The following is a 21,334-nucleotide window of genomic DNA, read 5'->3' as shown; positions in this document are numbered from 1 at the left end:
CTGCGAAAATGACTATCTGTAATGCCTTATAAAGTACTGGTTGTTGATGATTCTACCTTCTTTCGCCGGCGCGTATCGGAAATACTAAATCACTCCCCTGATCTCGAAGTCGTCGGGGATGCGCGCAATGGCAAAGAAGCGATAGAGTCGGTTAAACGGCTTAATCCAGATGTCGTTACCATGGATATAGAAATGCCGGTGATGGACGGTATCAGCGCAGTAAAAGAAATTATGCGCTCCCATCCCGTGCCTATAATTATGTTCTCATCGCTTACCTACGAAGGCGCTCAGGCAACACTGGACGCTCTCGAAGCGGGCGCCATGGATTTTCTACCTAAGCGGTTCGAAGATATCGCAAGGGACAGAAAAGAAGCCGTTGATCTCCTGCAACAACGAGTAAAAGCTTTAGGTCCAAGAAAGTTGCGCATGAGGGCCATGCGCTCTCCTGCTGCGCCCTCAGAGAAAAGTGCCCCTTCCACATCTTTTTTCCTAAGACAGCGCAAAGACAGTGCTGAGTTAGTCAAAGAAGCAGTCAGTACACCAACAATTGGCAGCTCCTTCAGAGCTTCCGGAAAACGTTATAAATTATTGGCTATTGGCACTTCAACAGGTGGCCCCGTTGCACTGCAAACCATTCTGACCAAATTTAAAAGTAATTTTCCTTATCCAATATTATTGGTTCAGCATATGCCGGGTACATTTACCTCTGCTTTTGCTGAAAGATTAAATAATATGTGCGATATTCAAGTGAAAGAAGCACAAAATGGCGACGTGCTGATGCCAGGGGTAGCATACCTGGCGCCTGGTGGCAGACAAATGTTATTGGAAGGTACCGCTGCCAGAGCAACAATCACTATTACCGATGTTCATAATTCAGATTTAGTCACCTATAAACCTAGTGTCGACCTGACCTTTTCTTCTGTTGCCAGGCTCTATGGTGGTGATGTGCTCGGCATTATATTGACCGGAATGGGGGCTGATGGCAAAGAGGGATGCAAAAAGTTAAAAGCGAGAGGGGCGACAATTTGGGCGCAGGATGAAAAATCCAGTGTGGTTTATGGCATGCCACAGGCGGTGGCCAGTGAGAAAATCGCAGAGAAAAGTATTGCACTCGCCGATTTTGCAGAAATGATTCAGAAAGAGATGTAATTCAGTCATAATGCACAACAATCAATTACAACCTTTTAACTGTCTTTAAAGAGCCGATATTAGTGATCATCTGGACTGTAGCAAATCAAAAAGGTGGTGTTGGAAAAACCACTACCACTGTGACCCTCGGCGGATTATTGGCGCAGCGAGGTGAACGGGTAATTTTGGTGGATACCGATCCTCATGCATCCTTGAGTTACTATTTTGGTATCGATTCCGAGGAACTCAGTGCCAGTGTTTACGATGTGTTTTTAGCGGGCAAAAACCTGACTAAAGATCGCGTATTAGATTGTTTGTGTCCTACCAAGCTGGATTCGCTGTTTATTTTGCCTGCCACTATGGCATTGGCGACGCTGGATCGGAAGTTAGGTTCTCAGGGGGGCATGGGGCTGGTGCTGAAAAAAGCACTACACTTGCTCAAGGATGAATTTGATTTTGCCCTGATTGACTGCCCTCCTGTTTTAGGGGTATTAATGGTCAATGCATTGGCGGCTTGCAGTCGTATATTGGTGCCTGTGCAAACTGAATTTTTGGCACTTAAGGGGCTGGATCGTATGATGCACACGCTGGAGATTATGGAAAAATCTCAAAATACAAAGTTCAATCATACGATTGTGCCCACCATGTATGACAAGCGAACCAATGCTGCACTGGATGCGTATAAAAAGTTGCGGGCCACTTATGGTGCCTCTGTCTGGTCTAGTGTTATCCCTGTGGATACCAGATTCAGAGAGGCCAGTCAGGCGCAGACGCCACCTTCGGTATTTTGTCCGAAATCCCGTGGGGTTTTTGCGTATAATAGTCTGCTTAGTTATGTTGAATCTATGGAGCTTTTCCGATGAGCGGGTCTTTTGCCAATGAAGATGTAATGGAGGAGTATCTTGCTGCTTTACTGACAGAGGATCAACCGCCTGCTGAAGATACTGTACAAAAACAGGCTGTAGCGCGTTTATTAGAAGGGGTTAAGCCAGAGCTGCCCAAAGTAACGCCGTCCGTTAAGGAAGCGACCCCTGTACCAGAAGTGAAGGTGACGCCCCCGATTCAGACACCTAAAACTGCGGAACCTGAAACTGTTACTCAGCCTGAGATGCAAACAGAGCAAGGCGCAGGAGGCGGCGATGCAGACATTAACGAGCGGGTTATTCAGGGAAATTTTCAGTCACTTTTTTTCAACGTGGCAGGGTTAACCCTGGCGGTACCATTAACAGAGCTCGGTGGTATCCACAATCTTGAGAAGCCGGGCCCGCTTTTTGGAAAGCCTGATTGGTTCATGGGCGTCATGCTTTATCGTGAAGAAAAGCTGAATGTGGTCGATACAGCTAAATGGGTAATGCCCGAAAAGTGCAATGAAATACTGGAAGATTCAATAAAATATCAATATCTTATCATGTTAGGCGATAGTGGTTGGGGATTAGCTTGCGAAGAGCTGGTTAACACGGTCACTTTACAGTCCGAAGATGTTAAGTGGCGAGATGTAGGTGGCAAGCGTCCGTGGCTTGCTGGCATGGTTAAAGAGAAAATGTGTGCTATGCTCGATGTTAAGCAATTGATTAAAATGCTTAACAAAGGGCTTGGTAGTAACGATTAACAGGTAAACACGCTTATACTGGAGCACCTCATATGAGTGATGAAAGAAGTTCAAATACAGCAGAAGATCAAAACGACGAGGTATTGCAATGGGTTACCTATCGTTTAGGAGAAGAAACCTACGGTATCAATGTAATGCAGGTGCAAGAAGTATTGCGTTATACCGAAATTGCTCCTGTTCCCGGGGCCCCTGATTATGTGTTAGGTATTATCAACCTGCGTGGTAACGTGGTTACTGTAATCGATACCAGAGCACGGTTTGGTCTGCCACCCACGGATATTACTGACAATACCCGTATCGTGATTATTGAGTCTGATGAACAGGTAGTTGGCATTCTGGTGGATAGCGTTGCCGAAGTGGTTTACTTGCGCTCTTCTGAAATTGACAGTGCTCCGAATGTTGGTACTGAAGAAAGTGCCAAGTTTATTCAGGGCGTGTCCAATCGCGACGGCGAGTTACTTATCCTGGTGGATCTCAATAAACTACTCACTGATGATGAGTGGGATGAAATTTCTAAGATGTAAGCTTTAATGCTGAAAGAACTGACGTAATTTGGGTATAAAGCCGTCTTTTGACGGCTTTTTTGTGTTGGAGTAAAAGTGGACTGTTTTAAGAAGTATGACATCCGTGGTGTTGTCGACAGGGAACTGACAGAAGATGTGGCATATCGAGTTGGGCATTCATTGGCTATCGTCAAGGCTGCCAAAACTGCTGTGGTGGGGCGTGATGCACGCGAATCTAGTCCACGTTTAGCTCAGAAATTAATTGAAGGGTTGTTACAACAAGGTGTTCGGGTATATGACATTGGACAAACTGGCACCGAAGAAGTGTATTTCGCCTGCCAGCATTTAAATACCGACCTGGGTATTGAAGTTACAGCTTCCCACAACCCCATTGAATACAACGGCATTAAATTTGTCGGTAAGATGGCAAAACCGTTTTCAGATCAAGAGTTTTTACAAGTAAAACAGTACACTCAGGAGGAATACTTTCCACCTGCGGCAAAAGGAACACTGGAATCTTATAATCACTTGCCTGCTTACGTGGCTCACCTGATGAGTTACATCGAAGCGGTGGCAATCAAGCCTTTGAAGATAGTAGTGAACGCCGGAAATGGTGTGGCAGGACATGTGATAGATGCCCTTGAACAGGCGTTTGCACAGCATCAGGTACCTATTGAGTTTATTAAAATATTCCATGAGCCGGATGCGACTTTCCCCAATGGCATACCGAACCCTCTGCTGGATAAGGATAGACATAAAACCACTGAAGCTGTGCTGCAGCATAAGGCTGATTTAGGGATTGCCTGGGATGGTGATTTTGACCGCTGCTTCTTATTTGATGAAAACGGTGAGTTCATCGACGGTATCTATATTGTTGGGTTACTGGCTAAATCATTTTTATTAGATAATCCAGGCGGAACTATTGTTCACGACCCCAGAGTATTTTGGAATACCCGAGATATCGTCAATAAATACCAGGGTAAGCTGGTTAAAAGTCTGACCGGTCACGCCTATATCAAAGCGACTATGCGGGATAATGATGCGATTTACGGTGGTGAGATGTCTGCTCACCACTACTTTAAATCCTTTGGCTATTGCGATAGCGGCATGATCCCCTGGTTGTTAGTCACAAAATTACTGAGTCAAAGCAACAAAGCATTGTCAAAGGAAGTTGAGGCAATGCAAGAGTCTTATCCGGCTTCTGGCGAGATTAACTTTGTTGTTGATAATGTCGCAGAAGAACTGGATAAAGTTCAACGAGTATTTCAGGGGCAAGCTAAAAGTTGTGATACATTTGATGGATTAAGTATGGCTTTTGAAGGATGGCGCTTCAATTTAAGAGGTTCAGCCACAGAACCCTTGCTCAGGTTGAATGTTGAATCTGTTCAGGACGAAGCACTGATAAAGCAGAAAGTTAATGAAATATCGTCGTTAATAGGAAATTCAGGTAAAAATGACGCTATCTAAAGATAAAATAATTCCGGTGATTCTTTCCGGTGGGGCCGGCACCCGCCTTTGGCCGATGTCCAGGCAACAATATCCAAAACAGTTTATCGATATTTCTGGTGCCGGGAAAACGATGCTGCAGTTGTCAGCGTTGCGCACTCAGTCATTTGGCACCCCAATTATTGTATGCAGTGAAGAGCATCGATTTATTGTTGGCGAGCAACTCAATTCTGTGGGAATTGAGCCCAGAGCCATCATTTTAGAGCCCGTTGCCAGAAATACCGCGGCAGCAATCGCTACAGCCGCGCACGTTGCAAAAAGCATTGATAAAGACGCTGTCATAGCGGTTTTTCCGGCTGATCATATGATCAATGACGTTGACGAATTTGTTGCGGCTCTGGAGCGGGGAGTGGAAATTTGTGGTAATGATTATTTGGTCACTTTTGGCGTAAAGCCAGATAAACCTGAAACAGGCTACGGTTATATCCACACTTCCACTGAATCGGTTGGTAAGGGTGTTAAAGTGAATCGCTTTGTGGAGAAGCCCGACTATGAAAAAGCCTGTGAATTTTTAGCTGACGGTCATTACCTTTGGAACAGCGGCATGTTTATGTTTGCCGCTGAGTTTTTGTTAAAGGAATTAGAAAAAACAGAAAAGAGCATTGTGGAGCATACCCAGCGAGCCATTGAAAATGCCACCAGGGACCTGGATTTTTTGCGACTGGACAAAGAAGTGTTTTCTGAATGTAAGAATATTTCCATTGACTATGCCTTAATGGAGAAGTCGCAGCAGGTAGTGTCGGTAGCACTGGATGTGGGCTGGAGCGACATCGGCAGCTGGGAATCTATCTGGCAACAGGCGCGAAAAGATAAGCAGGATAATTTGCTGATTGGCGATGTGATTAGTCAGGATGCAACGGGTTGTTTAGTCCATTCCAATGAGAAGCTTACTGCTATTGTAGGTGTAAATGATTTACTGGTTATTGACACCGATGACTCGCTGTTAGTGGTGGATAAAAAAGCCTCGCAAAACGTTAAAAAAGTGGTTGAGGAGCTGCAAAAGAAAGCCAGAAAGGAACGTTTGCATCATCGAGCGGTTCATCGTCCCTGGGGGAGTTACGACTCTATCAAAACTGGAGAGCGATATCAGGTAAAACAATTATTGGTTAAACCTGGGGCGTCTTTGTCATTGCAGCTTCATCATCACAGGGCCGAACATTGGGTGGTTGTGGAAGGAACCGCTGAAGTGGTGTTAGGAGAAGAGCGGAAAATACTCACGGAAAATGAATCCATCTATATTCCGGTTGGCATCAAGCATCAGCTGAGCAATCCTGGAAAGCTGCCATTAAAGGTTATTGAAGTACAAAGCGGTGCTTATCTGGATGAAGATGACATTGTTCGTTTTGATGATTTATACAACAGAGAGTAATATTAGCAATAGATACAAAGATTTATGCTGACAAAGAGGATTGAGAATGGAAATTTTGCTCGCCAATAAAGCTATCATAGTGGCAGCTCTTGCTCTGCTGGTCAGCGTATTTGTTCTGTGTTTTTTCTCCGCAAAAATTCGTTCTGAAAAAGCCCGTATTACCAGTCTGGAAAATGATTCCCGAACCCTGAAACAAAAACAAAAACAGCAAGAAGAGTTGCTCAATGAGCTTCGGATGGTTACTCAGGGAATGTCTCAAAAGCTCACCTCCTTGCAGAGTAAAGAACCTGAGGACATGGTTCATCAGTTTGAGTTTAATGAGTTACAGCAGACTGTCCAGGCGCTGCAAAGTAAATTGCAAACATTAGAAACGGATGACCCCAATTCCAGGCTGTATACTAAAGCCAGTAAGCTGGTGGCGTCTGGGGCCACGGTCGAAGAGATAATGCAGGAGTGCGATTTACCTCGGGCTGAAGCTGAGTTGGTGATGACTCTCCACTCTGCCAAATGAGCTCTCCCTTTTTCGGTGAAATTTATATTTTATCCATTAAATGCAATGAGCTTATTCGAGTTTTTTGATTTATAGAATCTCAATGCAGTCACAAATCACTAAAGAGTTATGAATAGTAATAAAAAAATAATAGTAACCGGTGGAGCAGGATTTATCGGCTCAAGGTTGATACTAAAGTTGTTGTCCTCAACCAACTATACCGTCGCTAACATTGACAAACTTACCTATGCTGGGGCAAATCATGAGCATTCTTGTATAGAAAGCAGTGCCCGATACCGATTCTACAGGGCCGATATCGCTGACAAAGACAGCGTCTCTGAAATAATCAACGAGTTCGGACCTGATGCCATTATAAACTTGGCTGCCGAGTCTCATGTTGACAGGTCAATAAATAAACCGGAAATATTTATGCGTACTAACATAATGGGAACTTTCACAATGTTAGAAGCAGCAAGAGATTACTGGAACAAATTAAAAGGAAAGGACAAAGACTCTTTTGTATTCTATCAAATATCTACAGATGAAGTGTTTGGAGATTTGAATTCAGATGCACCTGCAATGATTGAGGAGGGACGTTATAAACCCAGTTCGCCTTATTCAGCGTCAAAGGCTAGCGCTGATCACTTGGTTAACGCATGGCATCGAACTTATGGATTACCCGTAAAGTTAAGTTATTGCACCAACAATTATGGACCATTTCAATATCCTGAAAAGTTCATTCCACTTATGGTTAACAATGCATTAAAGGGGAAGAAGTTACCTGTTTATGGTGACGGTAGTCAAATAAGAGATTGGTTGTATGTTGACGACCATGTGGATGCGATTGTCGCTATTTTGTTAAATGGACGTGTCGGTGAGAGTTACAATATAGCCGGAAACAATGAATTGACAAACCTTGAGGTTGTGACGCATTTATGCTCTTTATTGGATGAATTAAAGCCATCCGATGGGCCTTACGCCAGGCTTATCCAGTTTGTTACTGATCGTCCTGGTCATGACTTTCGTTACGCATTAGATGATGGAAAGCTGCGCCGAGAAATTGGCTGGAAACCTCAATATAGCTTCCAGAAAGGACTAAAGTTGACAATAGATTGGTATCTCCATAATCAAAACTGGATAAATAAAGTATTGGAAAAGTCATATGAAATATAAGGGAATCGTTCTGGCGGGTGGCACTGGAGGTAGAATGTACCCGGTAACCAAAGGAACCGTTAAGCAACTGTTACCCGTGTATGATAAACCAATGATCTACTATCCATTGTCGGTCCTCATGTTGGCAAATATAAGGGATATTCTCATTATTACAACTGACAGGGATCAGTCGTTATTTATGGAGTTGCTGGGTGATGGGAAGAAGTTCGGGGTGAGTCTGACTTATGCCGTTCAGGAAGAGCCCAATGGTATTGCCGAAGCATTTAAAATTGGTGCCTCATTTATTGCAAACAGCAAAGTATGTTTGATTTTAGGTGACAATATATTCTATGGCCAAGGATTCCTGAGCAAATTAGAGTCTGCTATGGAAAGTGAAAGTGGGGCTTCTATTTTCGGTTACCAAGTCAAAGACCCTGGAAGGTTTGGCGTCATTGAGTTTGATAATGAGCGCAAGGTGTTATCTTTAGAAGAGAAACCAGATGTTCCTAAAAGTCGGTTTGTTGCAACTGGTTTATATTTTTTTGACAACGACGTTGTTCAAATTGCGAAAACTATAACACCATCCGCGCGAGGCGAGCTTGAGATTACAGATATTAATAATTACTACCTGGAACGAAATAAGATGGATGTCCAAATATTAGGGAGAGGTTTTGCCTGGTTAGATGCTGGCACACCAGATAGCTTGTTGAAAGCCAGTCAGTTTGTGCAGACAATTGAGGAAAGACAAGGATTTAAGTTGGCTTGTTTGGAGGAGTTAGCTTACAGAAAAGGGTGGATAAGTAAGGCTGAACTAATTCGACAGGGTGGTGAAATTCAATACTCCGAATACGGACAATATTTGTTAGAAATTGCACGGGAGTTATAACTGTTATTTTCTCTTGAACTGCAAACTCAATTTTAAGCGTTGTATGAATGTTGCCCGGGTTTAGGTTGCCAGTTTTCCGGAGTTTTGCCTTGTAATACATAGGAAAAAGCGATGAGCTCGGCTATCACGTAGTACAGGTTCTCAGGAATTTCCTGCCCCAGGTCCATTCTGGCCAGAAGTTCGCTCAGGTAGGGATCTTCATGCACCAAAACGCCACTTTGTTTTGCCAGATCGATAATCTCATCGGCCAGGTCGCCGAATCCTTTGGCCACCACAGTCGGAGCGTCATTGCCATCATATTTCAGGCCAACGGCGCGTTTGTCTCGTTTGTCAGTGTCTTGTTTCATTTTATGCTCTGGTTTGCAAAATCTGATAAGGGTTTTGTGCCAAATGTTTCGGGATGTTGCCTCTTTCACAGCGGCCAATTTCAAGTGTTAGTCCCAACGAATCAAAGCGTTTTTTTAACGCCGGCAGGTGTTCTAAAACAATATTTTTGAGCGATTCACTGGATGTGTAAAAATCTACCTTTATGGCTTCCTCGTTGACCTTGGTCTTGGTTAATAGTTCCCCCAAATCCCCCACCGGTAATTTCATGGTCAATAACCAGGCTTTATTTTCTGCGCTGTTGGCTTGCTGCTCTTTGTCCTCAGGTTTATCACGAGTAATTAATATTTCGGGTGATGAGTGTTGCTCACTCTGCCTGAAGGGCAACACATAATAGAAGGCTTCCTGACCCTGCAAACTGCGTTCTGCATTTTGCAATTTTTGTTTTGAATGCTGATTAACTATATCCCCCAGGAGTTTAGCCAGATTATATTTCTGTTCCACTTGGGATAACTCTTTTAAGCCTGAAGCGGTGTTTTTAGCGGTTGCTGTAGATTTGCTGCTACCCCCTACAGCATTACTAATGCTGTTGGCTATTTTTTCCGTGAGTTCGTTATTGCTGCGGTTCAGCTTTGAAGCCAACGAAACCTGCAGCAGGTTAATTAATCCCGCCACCATGCCACCGGATGGCGGAGAGATAATACTAACAGGGGTGATGGGGAGCGCGGGTGATTGTAAAAGCTGGCGAATGGATTGAGCATCTGGCAGTGAAACGGAAGCTTTACCTGGCTCGATATTAGGGAGCGATATCTGCTTTTTGACAAAGCTCTTTAATTCTTCATTGATGTTCAGGTTTTTAAGAATTTCATCAACGGCTGGTGCCAGCTTTTGCCATTGTGCTTCAGAGCTTCGGGAAACCTGTTCCGATATTCCCTTAAGTGTATGCAGAATATCTTTGGCCTGATGATGTAATTGGGTAGTACTGAGCTCGGATTTGATGCCTTGGTTTGGTTCTGCTTTTGAGCTTAATGTCACCATTAACTTTTCAACATTTTTAATGACCAGTTCCTGAATATTGGGCATTGAACTGGACTGCAACGATTTTAAGGTTTGCAATATTTGTTGCGCAGAATTGGATAATTTGGGTGACTGAGGTTCAGATGTAACTTGTTTTTCCGGAGCTGGGTTGCTTGCTTGTTGCAGCTTTTGCTCACTGATCTTAATTTCCGGAATGGTTTTGTTGACATTCAGTTGAGTAAACTGTTTTTGACTCTCTGCTATGGTTTTGTCTAAATCCGGAGACACCGGTTGCTGGTGCCGCTCCTGCGGAACTTTATAGGTGATGTTATTTTCTTTTTCTGCGGATAGTTTGTTGGTGTCATTGCTTACTGGTATGCCTTTGGATGGGATGTTTTTTTCAGTTGCGACAAATTCAGTGTTGCTGCTTTGCAGGTGTTGTTTTACCTGATTTAGCTGAGCTTTTTCCAGAGGTACAGAAACTATCGGTTTATTGCCAAATTCGAGTTGTACCACCAGGCGGTTGTCTTGATTGCGCAACTGTATTCTTGGAACCTGAACCGGTAATTGACTCTCCGTTAACTTGCTCAGCACCGGCTGGATTGTTTGTCGTCCTGCCTGTGACAAGTCAATAGACTTGTGTACCGGCTGCTGCCGCAGAACCTTGACTACGTCTTCTGGTGGCAGACGCAGTGACTCTTGCGTTGTCCCAGCGCTAATTTTTGCTTCCCAGCCCAGCGTACCTGAAGTGAGCTGTAACTTTAGTTCTTGTCCAACAGTGTAACGTTGCGGCGTTTTTACCGCTAAATTTAATACTTCGTCATTGACGCGAATTTGAATACTGCCGCTTTGAGTAGCCACCACACTCGCTTTAATTTCCACAGGACTGGCAATATTGGCCGGGTTTTGAGTGATGCTTTGCAATACCAACTGCGATTGTTGCGGTGTCAGTGCAATTCGTTGCTTCAGGTATTTAGCACTGATATCGAGCAAATTTGGCGATGTTTCAGAATTTAACTTAATGGATATTTCTTTACCTGCTTCCAGAGATAAGGGTATCTTTGGCGCCGGTAATGAGAGTTTTCCAATCGCGGTGTTTAAAGTGAGTTGGGCATTGTTCGAAACCACGACACTTGCTGCAGTTCCCACAGAGTTAATGGTCTGAAAATTAGTCGCACTGACGCTAGTCGAATTGTTACTCGATGTTTGGGGGATATTGGCGGGTAAGACACCAGAACCAGATAAAGTACTCATACGTATAGTTTATCGACACTTCCGGGTATTTGCTGAAATCTCATCATAAATTGTAGTGGAACCGTCATTTTAAATCCGAACATAATAGAAATTATTGATACAGCATAAAAATAGCAAGAGGAATTGTGCTATATTCACGCGGCATTAACTAGGAGCTTTGGGCTTGGATCGTCTTTCAGTTTCAGATCTACAGTGTATAAAACAGGATCGAGAACTTTTTTCACAATTGTCTTTTCAGGTATGCAGTGGCGAAGCCTGGCACATTGTCGGTGATAATGGCGCCGGTAAAACCAGTTTGTTACGCATTATTGCAGGCTTGTCCCAGGCGCAGCAGGGCAAGGTCTGTTGGAATGGCGAAAATATTTCGCAGTGTACTCAGGAATACAATCACAATATGTTGTATCTTGGACACAAATTGGCGTTAAACCAACACCTGAGTGCCGTGCAAAATTTAGAGTTTTGGGCGGGTATTCAATTGTTACCGGGTAATCTGGAGCTTTATCCGTTGTTAGAGTTATTGGGTCTCACCGGACTGGAAGACGTGCCGGTTGGCAATTTATCGGCCGGGCAGCAAAGACGGGTTAGTTTGTGTCGTATCTGGATGAAAAAAGCCCGGCTGTTGATTCTGGACGAGCCTTTTAACGCGCTGGATGTCGATTCCAGAGCGTTGTTAGAAGTCAAATTAAGGCAGCACATTGATGATGGCGGCATGTTGTTGTTTACTTCTCATTGGCAATTGGCTTCCGACATCAAGGTACAGGAACTGAGACTGGAGTATCAGCTCTGATGTTACCAGTACGGACCATTTTTAAAAAAGAATTTAGCTTAGTGGCCAAAGGCAGTGCCGAAATGATGATGCCATTGCTACTGAGTATCATTGTTGTCAGTTTGTTTCCCTTAGGTGTTGGGCCGGGGCCTGATACTTTGCAATTAATTGGGCCTGGAGTGATCTGGGTGGCAGCGCTTTTGAGTGCTCTGTTAGGACTGGAGCATTTGTTTCGCGATGATTTTCAGGACGGCTCTTTAGAACAATATTTGTTATCACCAGCAAGCCTGACATTGATGGTAATGACGCGTCTGTTTTGCCATTGGTTGTTTGTTATCGTACCGCTGATTTTAATTTCACCGTTGTTGGCGCTGTTTTTGAATCTGACCCTTAATATGTACTGGGCGCTGTTGTGTACATTGTTAGTTGGTACCCCTTTATTGAGCCTGGTGGGCGCTATTGCCGTTGCCCTGACCTTATCAATCAACAAGGGCGGCGTACTACTTGCGGTGTTGCTGTTACCGGTTTTTATCCCGTTACTTATTTTTGCTACGGCGGCAATTAACAATGCTGCACTGCAATTGACCTGGTTTGGTCAATTGGGCATTATCGGCGCCATGTTGATTTTTGCCCTGGCGCTTTGCCCTTATGCGATCAGTTATGCTATCAGAGTGAGTCATCATTAATGTGGAAATGGTTACATCCTTACGCTAAAACAGAAGTTACTTACAAGCTAGCGGGGCGCCTGGCTCCTTGGTTTTTATTGCTGGGAATATTGGCCCTGACGATCGGCACGTTCTGGGGCCTGTTATTCGCCCCAGCTGACTATCAGCAGGGTGATGCTTTTCGAATTATCTATTTGCACGTGCCTTCCGCCATTTTATCAATGGGCTTTTATTCCGGGATGGCAATTTGTGCTTTTATCGGGTTGGTATGGCAGGTCAGAACCTGTTACATGGCCATTATGAGTATCGCACCGGTGGGCGCTTGTCTGACGTTTATTGCTTTGTGGACCGGAGCAACCTGGGGGAAACCCATGTGGGGTACTTGGTGGGTGTGGGATGCGAGGCTGACATCGGAATTGATCCTGTTGTTTTTGTACCTCGGTGTAATGGCATTGTATGCCAGTTTTCAGGATAAACTTCAGGGTGGCAAAGCCGCAGCGGTTATGGCATTGGTTGGCGTGATTAATTTGCCGATTATTCATTTTTCAGTTGAGTGGTGGAACACACTGCATCAAGGCGCCACCATTACCAAATTTGCTAAACCTTCAATGGCTCCTGAAATGCTGTGGCCATTGCTGTTAAACATTGTGGCTTTGGCGGTGTTTTGTGCAGGACTGGTTTGTATCCGTTTGCAAAATGAGATTTTTCTGCGGGAGATTCGTCGTCCGTGGGTGATTAAGATGGTCAAAAGAACAGAGGAGTCGTAACCATGCAGTTTGCCAACATCAGCGAGTTTTTTGCTATGGGCGGCTATGGCTTTTATGTCTGGTTGGCCTTTGGTGTGTCTTTTTTATTATTGTTTGCAATGTGGTTTTTAGGGCGCTGGCAAAAAACATTTTTACTTAAAAAAGCCCGTCAGGAATTTGCGCGAACGCAACGCATCAAAGCCGCCAGAGCAGCAAAAAAATCCGGCAACTCAGAAAATTCGTAACCATTTAAATTTAGTTTTTGGAGCGTTAATAGAGCCATGAATCCCAGACGTAAAAAGCGACTTTTGGCAGTAACCGGCATCATCGCCCTTATCGGCCTGGCAGTAAGCTTGATGCTGTACTCGCTAAATCAGAATATTGATCTGTTTTATACTCCCAGTGAGATTGTTAACGGCAAAGAGGGCCGAATGCCTGTCTCAGGGCAGCGTTTGCGGGTTGGTGGCATGGTGGTTGAAGGTTCTGTGGTGCACGATGAAAAAGAGCTGGCTGTAACCTTTAAACTGGTAGATACAGGGCCGGTGGTTAAGATTATCTACAAAGGTTTATTGCCTGATTTGTTTCGGGAAGGACAGGGCATAGTGGCTACGGGTAAGTTATTGGATGCCAATACCATTATGGCTGACGAAGTGTTGGCAAAACACGATGAAGAATACATGCCACCAGAGTTAGCTGAAGCAATGAAGGGCATCAAACATGAAAAGCCAAAACAAATCTATGGAGCTGAAGGTGATAACTAATGATTGCTGAACTGGGGCAACTGTCATTAATTCTGGCCATGATGGCCTCCATGTGCCTGGGTTTTTACCCGGTGCTGGGCGCAATCAAAAACGAGACTAAGCTGCTTAAAATGGCAAAGCCGATGGCTTTTGCCATGTTTGTCTTTACCTTGTTGGCTTATATGGCACTAACGCACGCCTTTGTTACTGACGATTTCACCATTAAGTATGTGGCCAATCATTCCAACAGTTTATTGCCCATTTACTACAAGTACACGGCGGTGTGGGGAGGCCATGAAGGCTCCTTTCTGCTATGGATGTTAATGCTCTCGGGATGGACTTGTGCCGTTGCGATGTTCAGTCGTGGTGTGCCACTTATTATGGTGGCCCGCGTTCTGGGCGTGTTGGGTGCTATCGCTTTGGGTTTTTACTTATTCTTAATTTTGTCCTCAAACCCTTTTGAGTCTTTGTTGCCTTACTATCCGGTGGACGGCCGGGATCTGAATCCGCTGCTACAAGATATTGGTATGATTATTCATCCGCCAATGCTTTACATGGGCTATGTTGGCTTTTCAGTGGCTTTTGCATTTGCCATTGCGGCATTAATGGCGGGTCGTCTGGATTCTACCTGGGCTCGCTGGGCAAGGCCCTGGGCGCTGGCGGCATGGGGATTTTTGACGCTGGGCATTGCCCTGGGCAGTTGGTGGGCGTACTACGAACTAGGCTGGGGAGGCTGGTGGTTTTGGGATCCAGTGGAAAATGCCTCGTTTATGCCATGGTTAGCCGGGACTGCGCTGATCCATTCTCTGGCTGTGACAGAGAAGCGTAAAGTCTTCAAAGCCTGGACTGTGCTACTGGCAATTTCAGCATTCTCACTGAGTTTGTTGGGCACCTTTTTGGTACGCTCCGGCATCATTGTATCGGTTCATTCATTTGCCAGCGATCCGGAAAGAGGGCTGTTTATTCTGGCCTTGTTGGTTTTGGTGATCGGTTGTTCCCTGACATTGTTTGCCATTCGCAGCTCCATGTTGAAGAGTAGCAGTCGCTATGAGTTAGTGTCTCGGGAGATGATGCTGATAGGTAACAACGTGTTTTTAACCGCTGCCACCATTGTGGTGTTGTTAGGGACCTTATTGCCCCTGGTGCACAAAGAATTGGGATTGGGGTCAATTTCCGTAGGTGAGCCATTTTTTAATCAGATGTTTACCTGGTTAATCGTGCCTTTTGTGGTGCTGTTAGCAATGGGACCTATGAGTCGTTGGAAGCGACAGGCTATCGGCGATATAAAGTCGCAATTACTATGGGCTTCCGGGCTGGGGATCGTGATGACGGCATTGCTGTTAACCAGTTTTGATCAATTTTCAACTCTGGCTGTGCTGGGCAGCTTTTTGGTGTTTGTTATTCTGCTCACCACGATTCAGGAAGTATTACTGCGTACAAACCGACAGCTAAGCTGGCAAAATTTACGCAAATTATCCCGCAGTCATTGGGGCATGGTGCTGGGGCACCTGGGCTTTGCGGTGACTTTACTGGGTATCACATTGACCAGTAATTTCAGCGAAGAGCGGGAGGTCAGGTTACACATCGGCGATAGCATTGAATTGCAAGGCTATCAGTTTACCTTTAAAAACGTGACCCATATCGAAGGGCCTAATTATACTGCGGATGGCGGTGTGGTTGTGGTGTCTAAACAGGGACAGCATATCAGCGAGTTAGTGGCTGAAAAGCGCTTTTATCCGGTGCAGCGCAATGTTATGACCGAGGCGGGTATAGATACTAATTTATTGCGTGATTTGTTTGTTGCCTTAGGTGATGAGTTTGCTGACGGCTCTTGGGGATTAAGGGTATACGTTAAACCATTCGTACTTTGGATATGGTTAGGCGCCGCAATCATGGCCTTGGGAGCACTGCTATCCATCATGGATAAACGCTATCGCTTCGCTAAAGTCAAAACGGCATCTAAAGCAGAGCAGGTGCAAGATAACTTTGTTTCGGGAAGAGGAGCTGAAGTTGGTTAAGAAGTACTTACTTTTATTTTTGCCCCTGGTTTTTTTTCTGGTTTTAACTTTTTTTCTGGTAAAAGGATTGTTTTCTGAATCCCGGTATCAGGTGTCTACCCAAGTTGACAGGCAACTACCGGAGTTTTCTTTACCCGACGTGATGGATGAAAGCATCATTTATTCGCGAGAGGTGTTTGAAGGTGAGGTGACCTTGATTAATGTCTGGGGAACCTGGTGCGTTACCTGTGCTATTGAATTACCTTTTTTGACCTCTTTGCGCGAACAGGGAGTGCGCATCGTGGGGTTGTATTTTGAACAAGATTTAGATCCTGATTTTGGCGGCAAAACGGTAGCGCAAATCCGTGCTGATATTAAACAGACTCTCAATCAGCTTGGAGACCCCTATCAGTTTAATATTTTCGATGTAAATCGAGATTATTCAATGGATCTGGGAGTAACCGGGGCGCCGGAGACTTTCCTTGTTGATATTCATGGAAGAGTGTTGCTGCATCATGTGGGTGATCTGAATGAAAGGGTATGGCAAACCAAGTTTTTGCCGCTTTACCAGCAAGCGACACAGGAATTGCAAAATGATTAACCGATGTATTTTGTTATTAACTTGGACTGTTTTGAGTTGTGTTGCTCTGGCAGAAGAAAAGTATCAGTTTGAAAATGCCCAGCAACGGGCTGATTTTTTGTTATTAAGCAAAGAGTTGCGTTGCCCAAAATGCCAGAATCAAAATATTGCGGATTCCAATGCGCTTATCGCCAATGACATGAAGCGCAAAGTGCATCAATTGTTGCTGGAAGGGAAATCAAAGCAGGAGGTCATCGACTACATGAAACTGCGTTATGGCGAGTTTGTGCACTATCAGCCACCTATGACCCCGGTAACTTTTTGGTTGTATTTTGGACCCTTATTATTTGTTTTCCTCTGTGGCAGTTATTTTATTTTACAGCGACGCCGCTCTTCAAGTTCAGTATCTACAGATGCCTCGAACGAAGCCGGCGATGCCAGTCAGGCTGAGAAATTAAAGCGCGCAGAATCAGCGCTCAAGGAAATGAAATGACCTTGTTTTATTCAGGTGCAGCAGCACTGATTATCCTTTTTATGCTATTTCTGGTGATGCCTCTTTGGTCAAAGGCAAAAAAAGTCCGGCAGAAAGAAAACGCTATCAGTAACCCTGAAATCGTCAAACAAAGACTTAGCGAATTAGAACAAGAGCGTCAGGAGGCTCTGTTTTCCTCTGAGGACTATGACGAAGCGGTAATCGAAACCAAACTCAGTTTGGCGGATGAGTTGGATACCGCTTCAGGTGTTGATGCCGAAAGAAGCTCAAGGGCGTTAATCTATCTTAGCGTCACTGTGTTTATAGCGATTCTTGCCAGCACAGCATGGGTTTATACTGAAAGCCATCAACTGCAAAAGGTCCAGTCCTGGTTACTGGCGCAACAAAAATTACCTGAGTTAGGACAGCGCATCGTAGTGCAGGCCGATGAGCAAATATCCCGACAGGAGTTAGTTGAGTTTGCTTTGGCTCTCAGAACTAAACTCAGCCGACAACAAGAGGATGCTGTGGGTTGGCTGTTGTTAGGTCGGGTATTGTCGTCCTTGACAGATTTCGAGGGGGCAATTGACGCTTTCAACAAGTCTATCGCGATACAACCGGACAGGCCGGGTGCTTTGTTTAGTCTGGCACAGGCCTTATTGGTCACCTCTGATGCCAGCAATATGGCAAAGGCGGAAAGTATTTTACTGCGTTTGCGGTCAATGACACCGCAAGATAATAATGTTTTGGGTTTGTTGGCTGTTACCTATGCGCGTAATAACAAACCTCAGGAGGCCATCAACAGCTGGTTGGCATTGCAGGACAAGCTGGACAAAAACGACCCTATGCAGGTCACTATTGAACAGCAATTAAAAATATTGCAAGGGGAAAGCGCAACAGCGGCAGAATTAAATGCACAAAGCGGCACTGAAATACTTGTAACTGTGAGTGTAGACCCAATATTACGAGACAAAATCCCGGCTGATGGACAATTATTTGTTTTTGTACAGGATGCTGACTCTGATAATCGCATGCCGGCAGCAGTGATTAAAATGCCCACGCAACGGCTTTTGGCTAGTGGCAGTATTGTTGTTTCATTGAGTGACGCCAACGCCATGATGCCTGAATATCAGTTATCGAGTTTAAACCGTGGGCGTTTAATCGCTCGTGTTTCCAGTGATGATATGGTGACTTCCGCCACCGGCGATCTGCAAGGACAAAGTACAGTCGCGATTACCAAAGGGAACAGTATTGAGCACGCCATTTTGATAGACAAGGAATTATTGTGAAGACAAAACTTTTCAGTATTTTAATCCTGGTGTTACTCACCTCCGCTTGTGCTTCCAATCAGCAGGTTCAGGAGCAGGCCAGAGCCGCCAGCAATAATGACCCTCTGGAGTCTGTGAATCGCACGTTCTGGGAGTTCAATTGGGACGTATTAGACAAGCATGTGTTAAGACCTGTCACTGTGGCTTACGTTGACTATACCCCAGAGTTGGTGCGCAGCGGCTTGTATAATGCTGCCAGAAACCTGGATGAACCCGGCAATACCCTGAACAATTTATTACAGGGCAAAGTTGCAGATTCTTTTGTGAGCCTCAGTCGCTTCGCGCTGAATTCTACCTTTGGTATCTTAGGGGTTTTTGACGTTGCTGATGAGCTGGGGCTGGAACGCAAGCGCGAGGACTTTGGTGAAACGCTGGGCACCTGGGGCGTGGGTACCGGTGCTTATTTGATGATCCCGGCTATGGGACCCAGTGATGTGCGCAGTAGCTCAGGTGATATTGTTGATGCTTCTTATTGGCCAATTGATGACTTAAATATTTACTTTACGGTGTTCTCTGGGGCGATAAAAGCACTGGAAGGTCGTGCTCAGTTGATGGCTCAGGAGCAACTGATATACGATTCGTTAGACAGCTATGCATTTCTTAAAGATGTCTATTTCCAGGATTTGGCCCACAGGGTAACTGACGGCAAAGTGCAGGAGCCGGAATTAACTTCCGAAGAGGATGCTGAGCTGGACGCATTACTGGAAGAGTTTTAATGCTTAATTGGGGCCATAGCGGCCCATCTATTTTAAGTATTTTCGACACATATTGAACTGAATAGGGCGGATAATAAGGAGATAGAGTGCAATCACCAACGCCGCCCACAATAATACTGTCCAATCCTGACCTGCCCTTAATATCAAAGTAAAGACTGGCACCAATACCAATAGCTTCAATACATTTAACAATAAGCGCTCCGGCGGGGTGAGTTTGTTATTCGCCTCTTGCAATGCCTGTAAGCGCTCAGTCAGCGATTTATTCTCCAGCTCTGGCAGTGAGCGATGGGTAAAATAGAACTTCATTTAAAGATCCTGCAGGGTTATCAGCTGCTAATTCTATCAAAAAACTTTGTTTTAAAGCGTATTTAAACAGGAAATTTGATGCTTTGTTTGGTTTACATTTATGTAACATTTAGCAGAACTGTCTTGAGATTAGCCGACACTTCTTGTATAACACCTCGCTGCGGTTGCCGTCTTCTCAAAGGATTGGCAACCAAATAACAATAATCTGATAAAAATCACAATAAGAACATATCCAAAACTATTCCTAACAGGCAGAAATTGATAATGAGTGAATCCACCCTCAATTCCCCTTCATCGGCCGCAAAACCAAAAGAGTTTTTTGGTCACCCGGCTGGTTTACAAACACTGTTTTTCACTGAAATGTGGGAGCGCATGAGTTACTACGGTATGCGTATGCTGCTGGTACTCTACATGACTGCTGCCATGCAGGAAGGCGGCCTTGCTATAACCGTGGCTACAGCAACCGCAATCTATGGTTTATACACTGGTGCCGTTTACTTTATGGGGCTACCCGGCGGCTGGATGGCTGACCGACTGATTGGTGGACAAAAAGCGGTCTGGTACGGTGCCTGGATCATTATGGCTGGCCATATTGTATTGGCGATTCCCAGTGACAAAACCTTTTTCCTGGGTTTAGTGCTGGTGGTATTGGGTACGGGTTTACTTAAACCCAACATTGGCGCCATGGTGGGTATGTTATACAGCGCTGAAGACCAACGCCGTGATGCCGGTTATACCTTGTATTACATGGGGATAAACCTGGGTTCGGTATTTGGTTATTTCTTGTGTGGCTGGTTGCAGGTGGAGTATGGCTACCACTATGCCTTTGGTGCTGCTGCGGTAGGCATGGGTATTGGTATCATCCAGTTTAGCAAAACATCAGCTCGTTTAGAGGGCGCGGGTTCAAAGCCGTTGCAGCCGTTATCTGAAAAAGGCGCCAAAATGGCCTGGTCTGCGATTGGCGTATTTTTGATTGCTCTGGTGGCAGTCATCGGCGCTATGATGACAGGCGCATTAACTATCAATCCTGTAGTAGTAGCGCAATATGTGGTCACTATTATCACTATTGTGTTTCTCGCCTATTTTGGTTTTATCTTTTTTACCGGTGACCTGAACGGTAACGAAAAGCGCAGTCTGGGCGCACTATTTCTGGTGTGTATTGCCTCTATCTGTTTTTGGGCAGGTTTTGAGCAGGCCGGTTCTTCATTAAACCTGTTCGGCCGAGACTATACGGATCGTCTGGTTGGTACCTTTGAAATCCCAACTGGCTGGTTCCAGTCGTTAAACTCTTTATTTATTATTACCTTGTCGCCCTTTATCGCTGCGCTTTGGATTAACTTAGCCAAGCGTATGATTACGCCTTCATATGGCTTTAAGTGTGCACTGGGCCTGATTATCATGGCTACAGGCTTTATCGTGATGTTTTTCGCGGCACAGTACGCCGCTGCGGGTTTGAAGGTGGCGCCTTACTGGTTGGTGGCTACTTACTTCCTGCACACGGTAGGTGAATTGTGCTTAAGCCCGGTAGCACTAAGTGCTGTGAGTAAGTTATCTCCGAAGCGCTTTGCTGGTCAAATGATGGGGGTATTTGTATTAACTTACTCTATCGGAAACGTCGTTGCGGGCTTGCTGGCTGGTAACTTCGATCCGGAAAATGTGGCTGAAATGCCGAATCTCTATTTACAGATCAGTCTTTTCAGCATTGCTATTGGAATAGTTATCCTGCTTCTAACGTTTAAAACAAATAAGTGGGAAAAGCTGGCAGAAAAATAACCCTTTA

At 44.9% G+C, this 21,334-nt stretch carries 23 protein-coding genes; 20 read left to right on the top strand and 3 right to left on the bottom strand.

The features are described 5' to 3' along the window. The first annotated feature begins 21 nt into the window (after positions 1 to 21). From ACXAD8_RS09930 to rfbA, 9 genes are all read left to right on the top strand, one after another. Positions 22 to 1,149 (top strand): protein-glutamate methylesterase/protein-glutamine glutaminase, encoded by a 1,128-nt coding sequence (locus ACXAD8_RS09930; RefSeq protein ID WP_475227901.1) that lies wholly within the window; start codon positions 22 to 24, stop codon positions 1,147 to 1,149. Between the two features lie 62 nt (positions 1,150 to 1,211). Then, the gene (locus tag ACXAD8_RS09925; protein WP_475227899.1) at positions 1,212 to 1,991 is read left to right on the top strand and encodes a ParA family protein; all 780 of its coding nucleotides are present in this window, start codon (positions 1,212 to 1,214) and stop codon (positions 1,989 to 1,991) included. After that, positions 1,988 to 2,737, top strand: a complete 750-nt coding sequence (locus tag ACXAD8_RS09920; RefSeq protein ID WP_475227896.1) for a chemotaxis protein CheW — start codon at positions 1,988 to 1,990, stop codon at positions 2,735 to 2,737. The genes ACXAD8_RS09925 and ACXAD8_RS09920 overlap by 4 nt, the downstream gene beginning before the upstream one ends. A gap of 32 nt (positions 2,738 to 2,769) precedes the next feature. Further along, complete coding sequence (locus ACXAD8_RS09915) at positions 2,770 to 3,261, top strand: chemotaxis protein CheW (RefSeq protein WP_475227893.1); 492 nt, start codon at positions 2,770 to 2,772, stop codon at positions 3,259 to 3,261. A gap of 75 nt (positions 3,262 to 3,336) precedes the next feature. Continuing rightward, complete coding sequence (locus ACXAD8_RS09910) at positions 3,337 to 4,707, top strand: phosphohexomutase domain-containing protein (protein WP_475227890.1); 1,371 nt, start codon at positions 3,337 to 3,339, stop codon at positions 4,705 to 4,707. Then, positions 4,694 to 6,115, top strand: a complete 1,422-nt coding sequence (locus ACXAD8_RS09905; RefSeq protein WP_475227887.1) for a mannose-1-phosphate guanylyltransferase/mannose-6-phosphate isomerase — start codon at positions 4,694 to 4,696, stop codon at positions 6,113 to 6,115. Before ACXAD8_RS09910 ends, ACXAD8_RS09905 begins: the two co-directional genes overlap by 14 nt. 46 nt (positions 6,116 to 6,161) lie before the next feature. Then, positions 6,162 to 6,626, top strand: coding sequence for a DUF2802 domain-containing protein (locus ACXAD8_RS09900; protein WP_475227884.1), 465 nt, complete (start codon positions 6,162 to 6,164; stop codon positions 6,624 to 6,626). Positions 6,627 to 6,734: 108 nt separating this feature from the next. Then, on the top strand, positions 6,735 to 7,778 hold the full coding sequence (gene rfbB / locus ACXAD8_RS09895) for a dTDP-glucose 4,6-dehydratase (RefSeq protein WP_475227882.1): 1,044 nt from the start codon (positions 6,735 to 6,737) through the stop codon (positions 7,776 to 7,778). Beyond that, positions 7,768 to 8,643, top strand: coding sequence for a glucose-1-phosphate thymidylyltransferase RfbA (gene rfbA / locus ACXAD8_RS09890; RefSeq protein WP_475227880.1), 876 nt, complete (start codon positions 7,768 to 7,770; stop codon positions 8,641 to 8,643). Before rfbB ends, rfbA begins: the two co-directional genes overlap by 11 nt. A gap of 32 nt (positions 8,644 to 8,675) precedes the next feature. Here the strand turns inward: rfbA and ACXAD8_RS09885 are convergent, their stop codons facing one another. Together ACXAD8_RS09885 and ACXAD8_RS09880 are read right to left on the bottom strand one after the other, a co-directional pair. After that, the gene (locus tag ACXAD8_RS09885) at positions 8,676 to 8,990 is read right to left on the bottom strand and encodes an EscU/YscU/HrcU family type III secretion system export apparatus switch protein (RefSeq protein ID WP_475227877.1); all 315 of its coding nucleotides are present in this window, start codon (positions 8,988 to 8,990) and stop codon (positions 8,676 to 8,678) included. A gap of 1 nt (position 8,991) precedes the next feature. Continuing rightward, complete coding sequence (locus ACXAD8_RS09880; protein WP_475227875.1) at positions 8,992 to 11,238, bottom strand: hypothetical protein; 2,247 nt, start codon at positions 11,236 to 11,238, stop codon at positions 8,992 to 8,994. Between the two features lie 163 nt (positions 11,239 to 11,401). On the opposite strand from ACXAD8_RS09880, the gene ccmA reads away from it, so the two are divergent. The 10 genes from ccmA (at position 11,402) to ACXAD8_RS09830 (ending at position 19,248) form a co-directional block, all read left to right on the top strand. Next, a complete protein-coding gene (ccmA, locus tag ACXAD8_RS09875; protein ID WP_475227872.1) occupies positions 11,402 to 12,025 on the top strand; it encodes a cytochrome c biogenesis heme-transporting ATPase CcmA in 624 nt (207 codons plus the stop codon). Further along, positions 12,025 to 12,690, top strand: a complete 666-nt coding sequence (gene ccmB / locus ACXAD8_RS09870; protein WP_475227870.1) for a heme exporter protein CcmB — start codon at positions 12,025 to 12,027, stop codon at positions 12,688 to 12,690. Before ccmA ends, ccmB begins: the two co-directional genes overlap by 1 nt. After that, on the top strand, positions 12,690 to 13,436 hold the full coding sequence (locus ACXAD8_RS09865) for a heme ABC transporter permease (RefSeq protein ID WP_475227867.1): 747 nt from the start codon (positions 12,690 to 12,692) through the stop codon (positions 13,434 to 13,436). Before ccmB ends, ACXAD8_RS09865 begins: the two co-directional genes overlap by 1 nt. Before the next feature lie 2 nt (positions 13,437 to 13,438). Next, complete coding sequence (gene ccmD / locus ACXAD8_RS09860; protein WP_475227865.1) at positions 13,439 to 13,660, top strand: heme exporter protein CcmD; 222 nt, start codon at positions 13,439 to 13,441, stop codon at positions 13,658 to 13,660. 36 nt (positions 13,661 to 13,696) lie between these two features. After that, positions 13,697 to 14,176 carry a cytochrome c maturation protein CcmE gene (gene ccmE / locus ACXAD8_RS09855; RefSeq protein ID WP_475227863.1) on the top strand — a complete coding sequence of 160 codons (480 nt, stop codon included), beginning with the start codon at positions 13,697 to 13,699 and terminating at the stop codon, positions 14,174 to 14,176. Then, a complete protein-coding gene (locus ACXAD8_RS09850) occupies positions 14,176 to 16,173 on the top strand; it encodes a heme lyase CcmF/NrfE family subunit (protein ID WP_475227861.1) in 1,998 nt (665 codons plus the stop codon). Before ccmE ends, ACXAD8_RS09850 begins: the two co-directional genes overlap by 1 nt. A 91-nt stretch (positions 16,174 to 16,264) precedes the next feature. Beyond that, positions 16,265 to 16,753, top strand: coding sequence for a redoxin family protein (locus tag ACXAD8_RS09845; protein WP_475227858.1), 489 nt, complete (start codon positions 16,265 to 16,267; stop codon positions 16,751 to 16,753). Beyond that, positions 16,746 to 17,225, top strand: coding sequence for a cytochrome c-type biogenesis protein (locus tag ACXAD8_RS09840; RefSeq protein WP_475227856.1), 480 nt, complete (start codon positions 16,746 to 16,748; stop codon positions 17,223 to 17,225). The genes ACXAD8_RS09845 and ACXAD8_RS09840 overlap by 8 nt, the downstream gene beginning before the upstream one ends. After that, the gene (gene ccmI / locus ACXAD8_RS09835; RefSeq protein ID WP_475227854.1) at positions 17,222 to 18,493 is read left to right on the top strand and encodes a c-type cytochrome biogenesis protein CcmI; all 1,272 of its coding nucleotides are present in this window, start codon (positions 17,222 to 17,224) and stop codon (positions 18,491 to 18,493) included. Before ACXAD8_RS09840 ends, ccmI begins: the two co-directional genes overlap by 4 nt. Further along, positions 18,490 to 19,248 (top strand): MlaA family lipoprotein, encoded by a 759-nt coding sequence (locus ACXAD8_RS09830; protein ID WP_475227851.1) that lies wholly within the window; start codon positions 18,490 to 18,492, stop codon positions 19,246 to 19,248. Before ccmI ends, ACXAD8_RS09830 begins: the two co-directional genes overlap by 4 nt. Positions 19,249 to 19,275: 27 nt before the next feature. On the opposite strand, the gene ACXAD8_RS09825 is transcribed toward ACXAD8_RS09830, so the two are convergent. After that, positions 19,276 to 19,554: a DUF6170 family protein gene (locus tag ACXAD8_RS09825; protein WP_475227849.1), complete on the bottom strand. Its 279-nt coding sequence runs from the start codon at positions 19,552 to 19,554 to the stop codon at positions 19,276 to 19,278. A gap of 264 nt (positions 19,555 to 19,818) precedes the next feature. Between ACXAD8_RS09825 and ACXAD8_RS09820 the strand changes: the two genes are divergently transcribed. Next, entirely contained in the window at positions 19,819 to 21,327 is a 1,509-nt protein-coding gene (locus tag ACXAD8_RS09820) for a peptide MFS transporter (RefSeq protein ID WP_475227847.1), read from the top strand. Positions 21,328 to 21,334 lie beyond the last annotated feature (7 nt).

The organism is Planctobacterium sp. AWH2_060 (genome assembly GCF_056158425.1).
The sequence above is the reverse complement of the archived record's forward strand: the minus strand, read 5'-3'. Positions and strand labels throughout refer to the sequence as shown.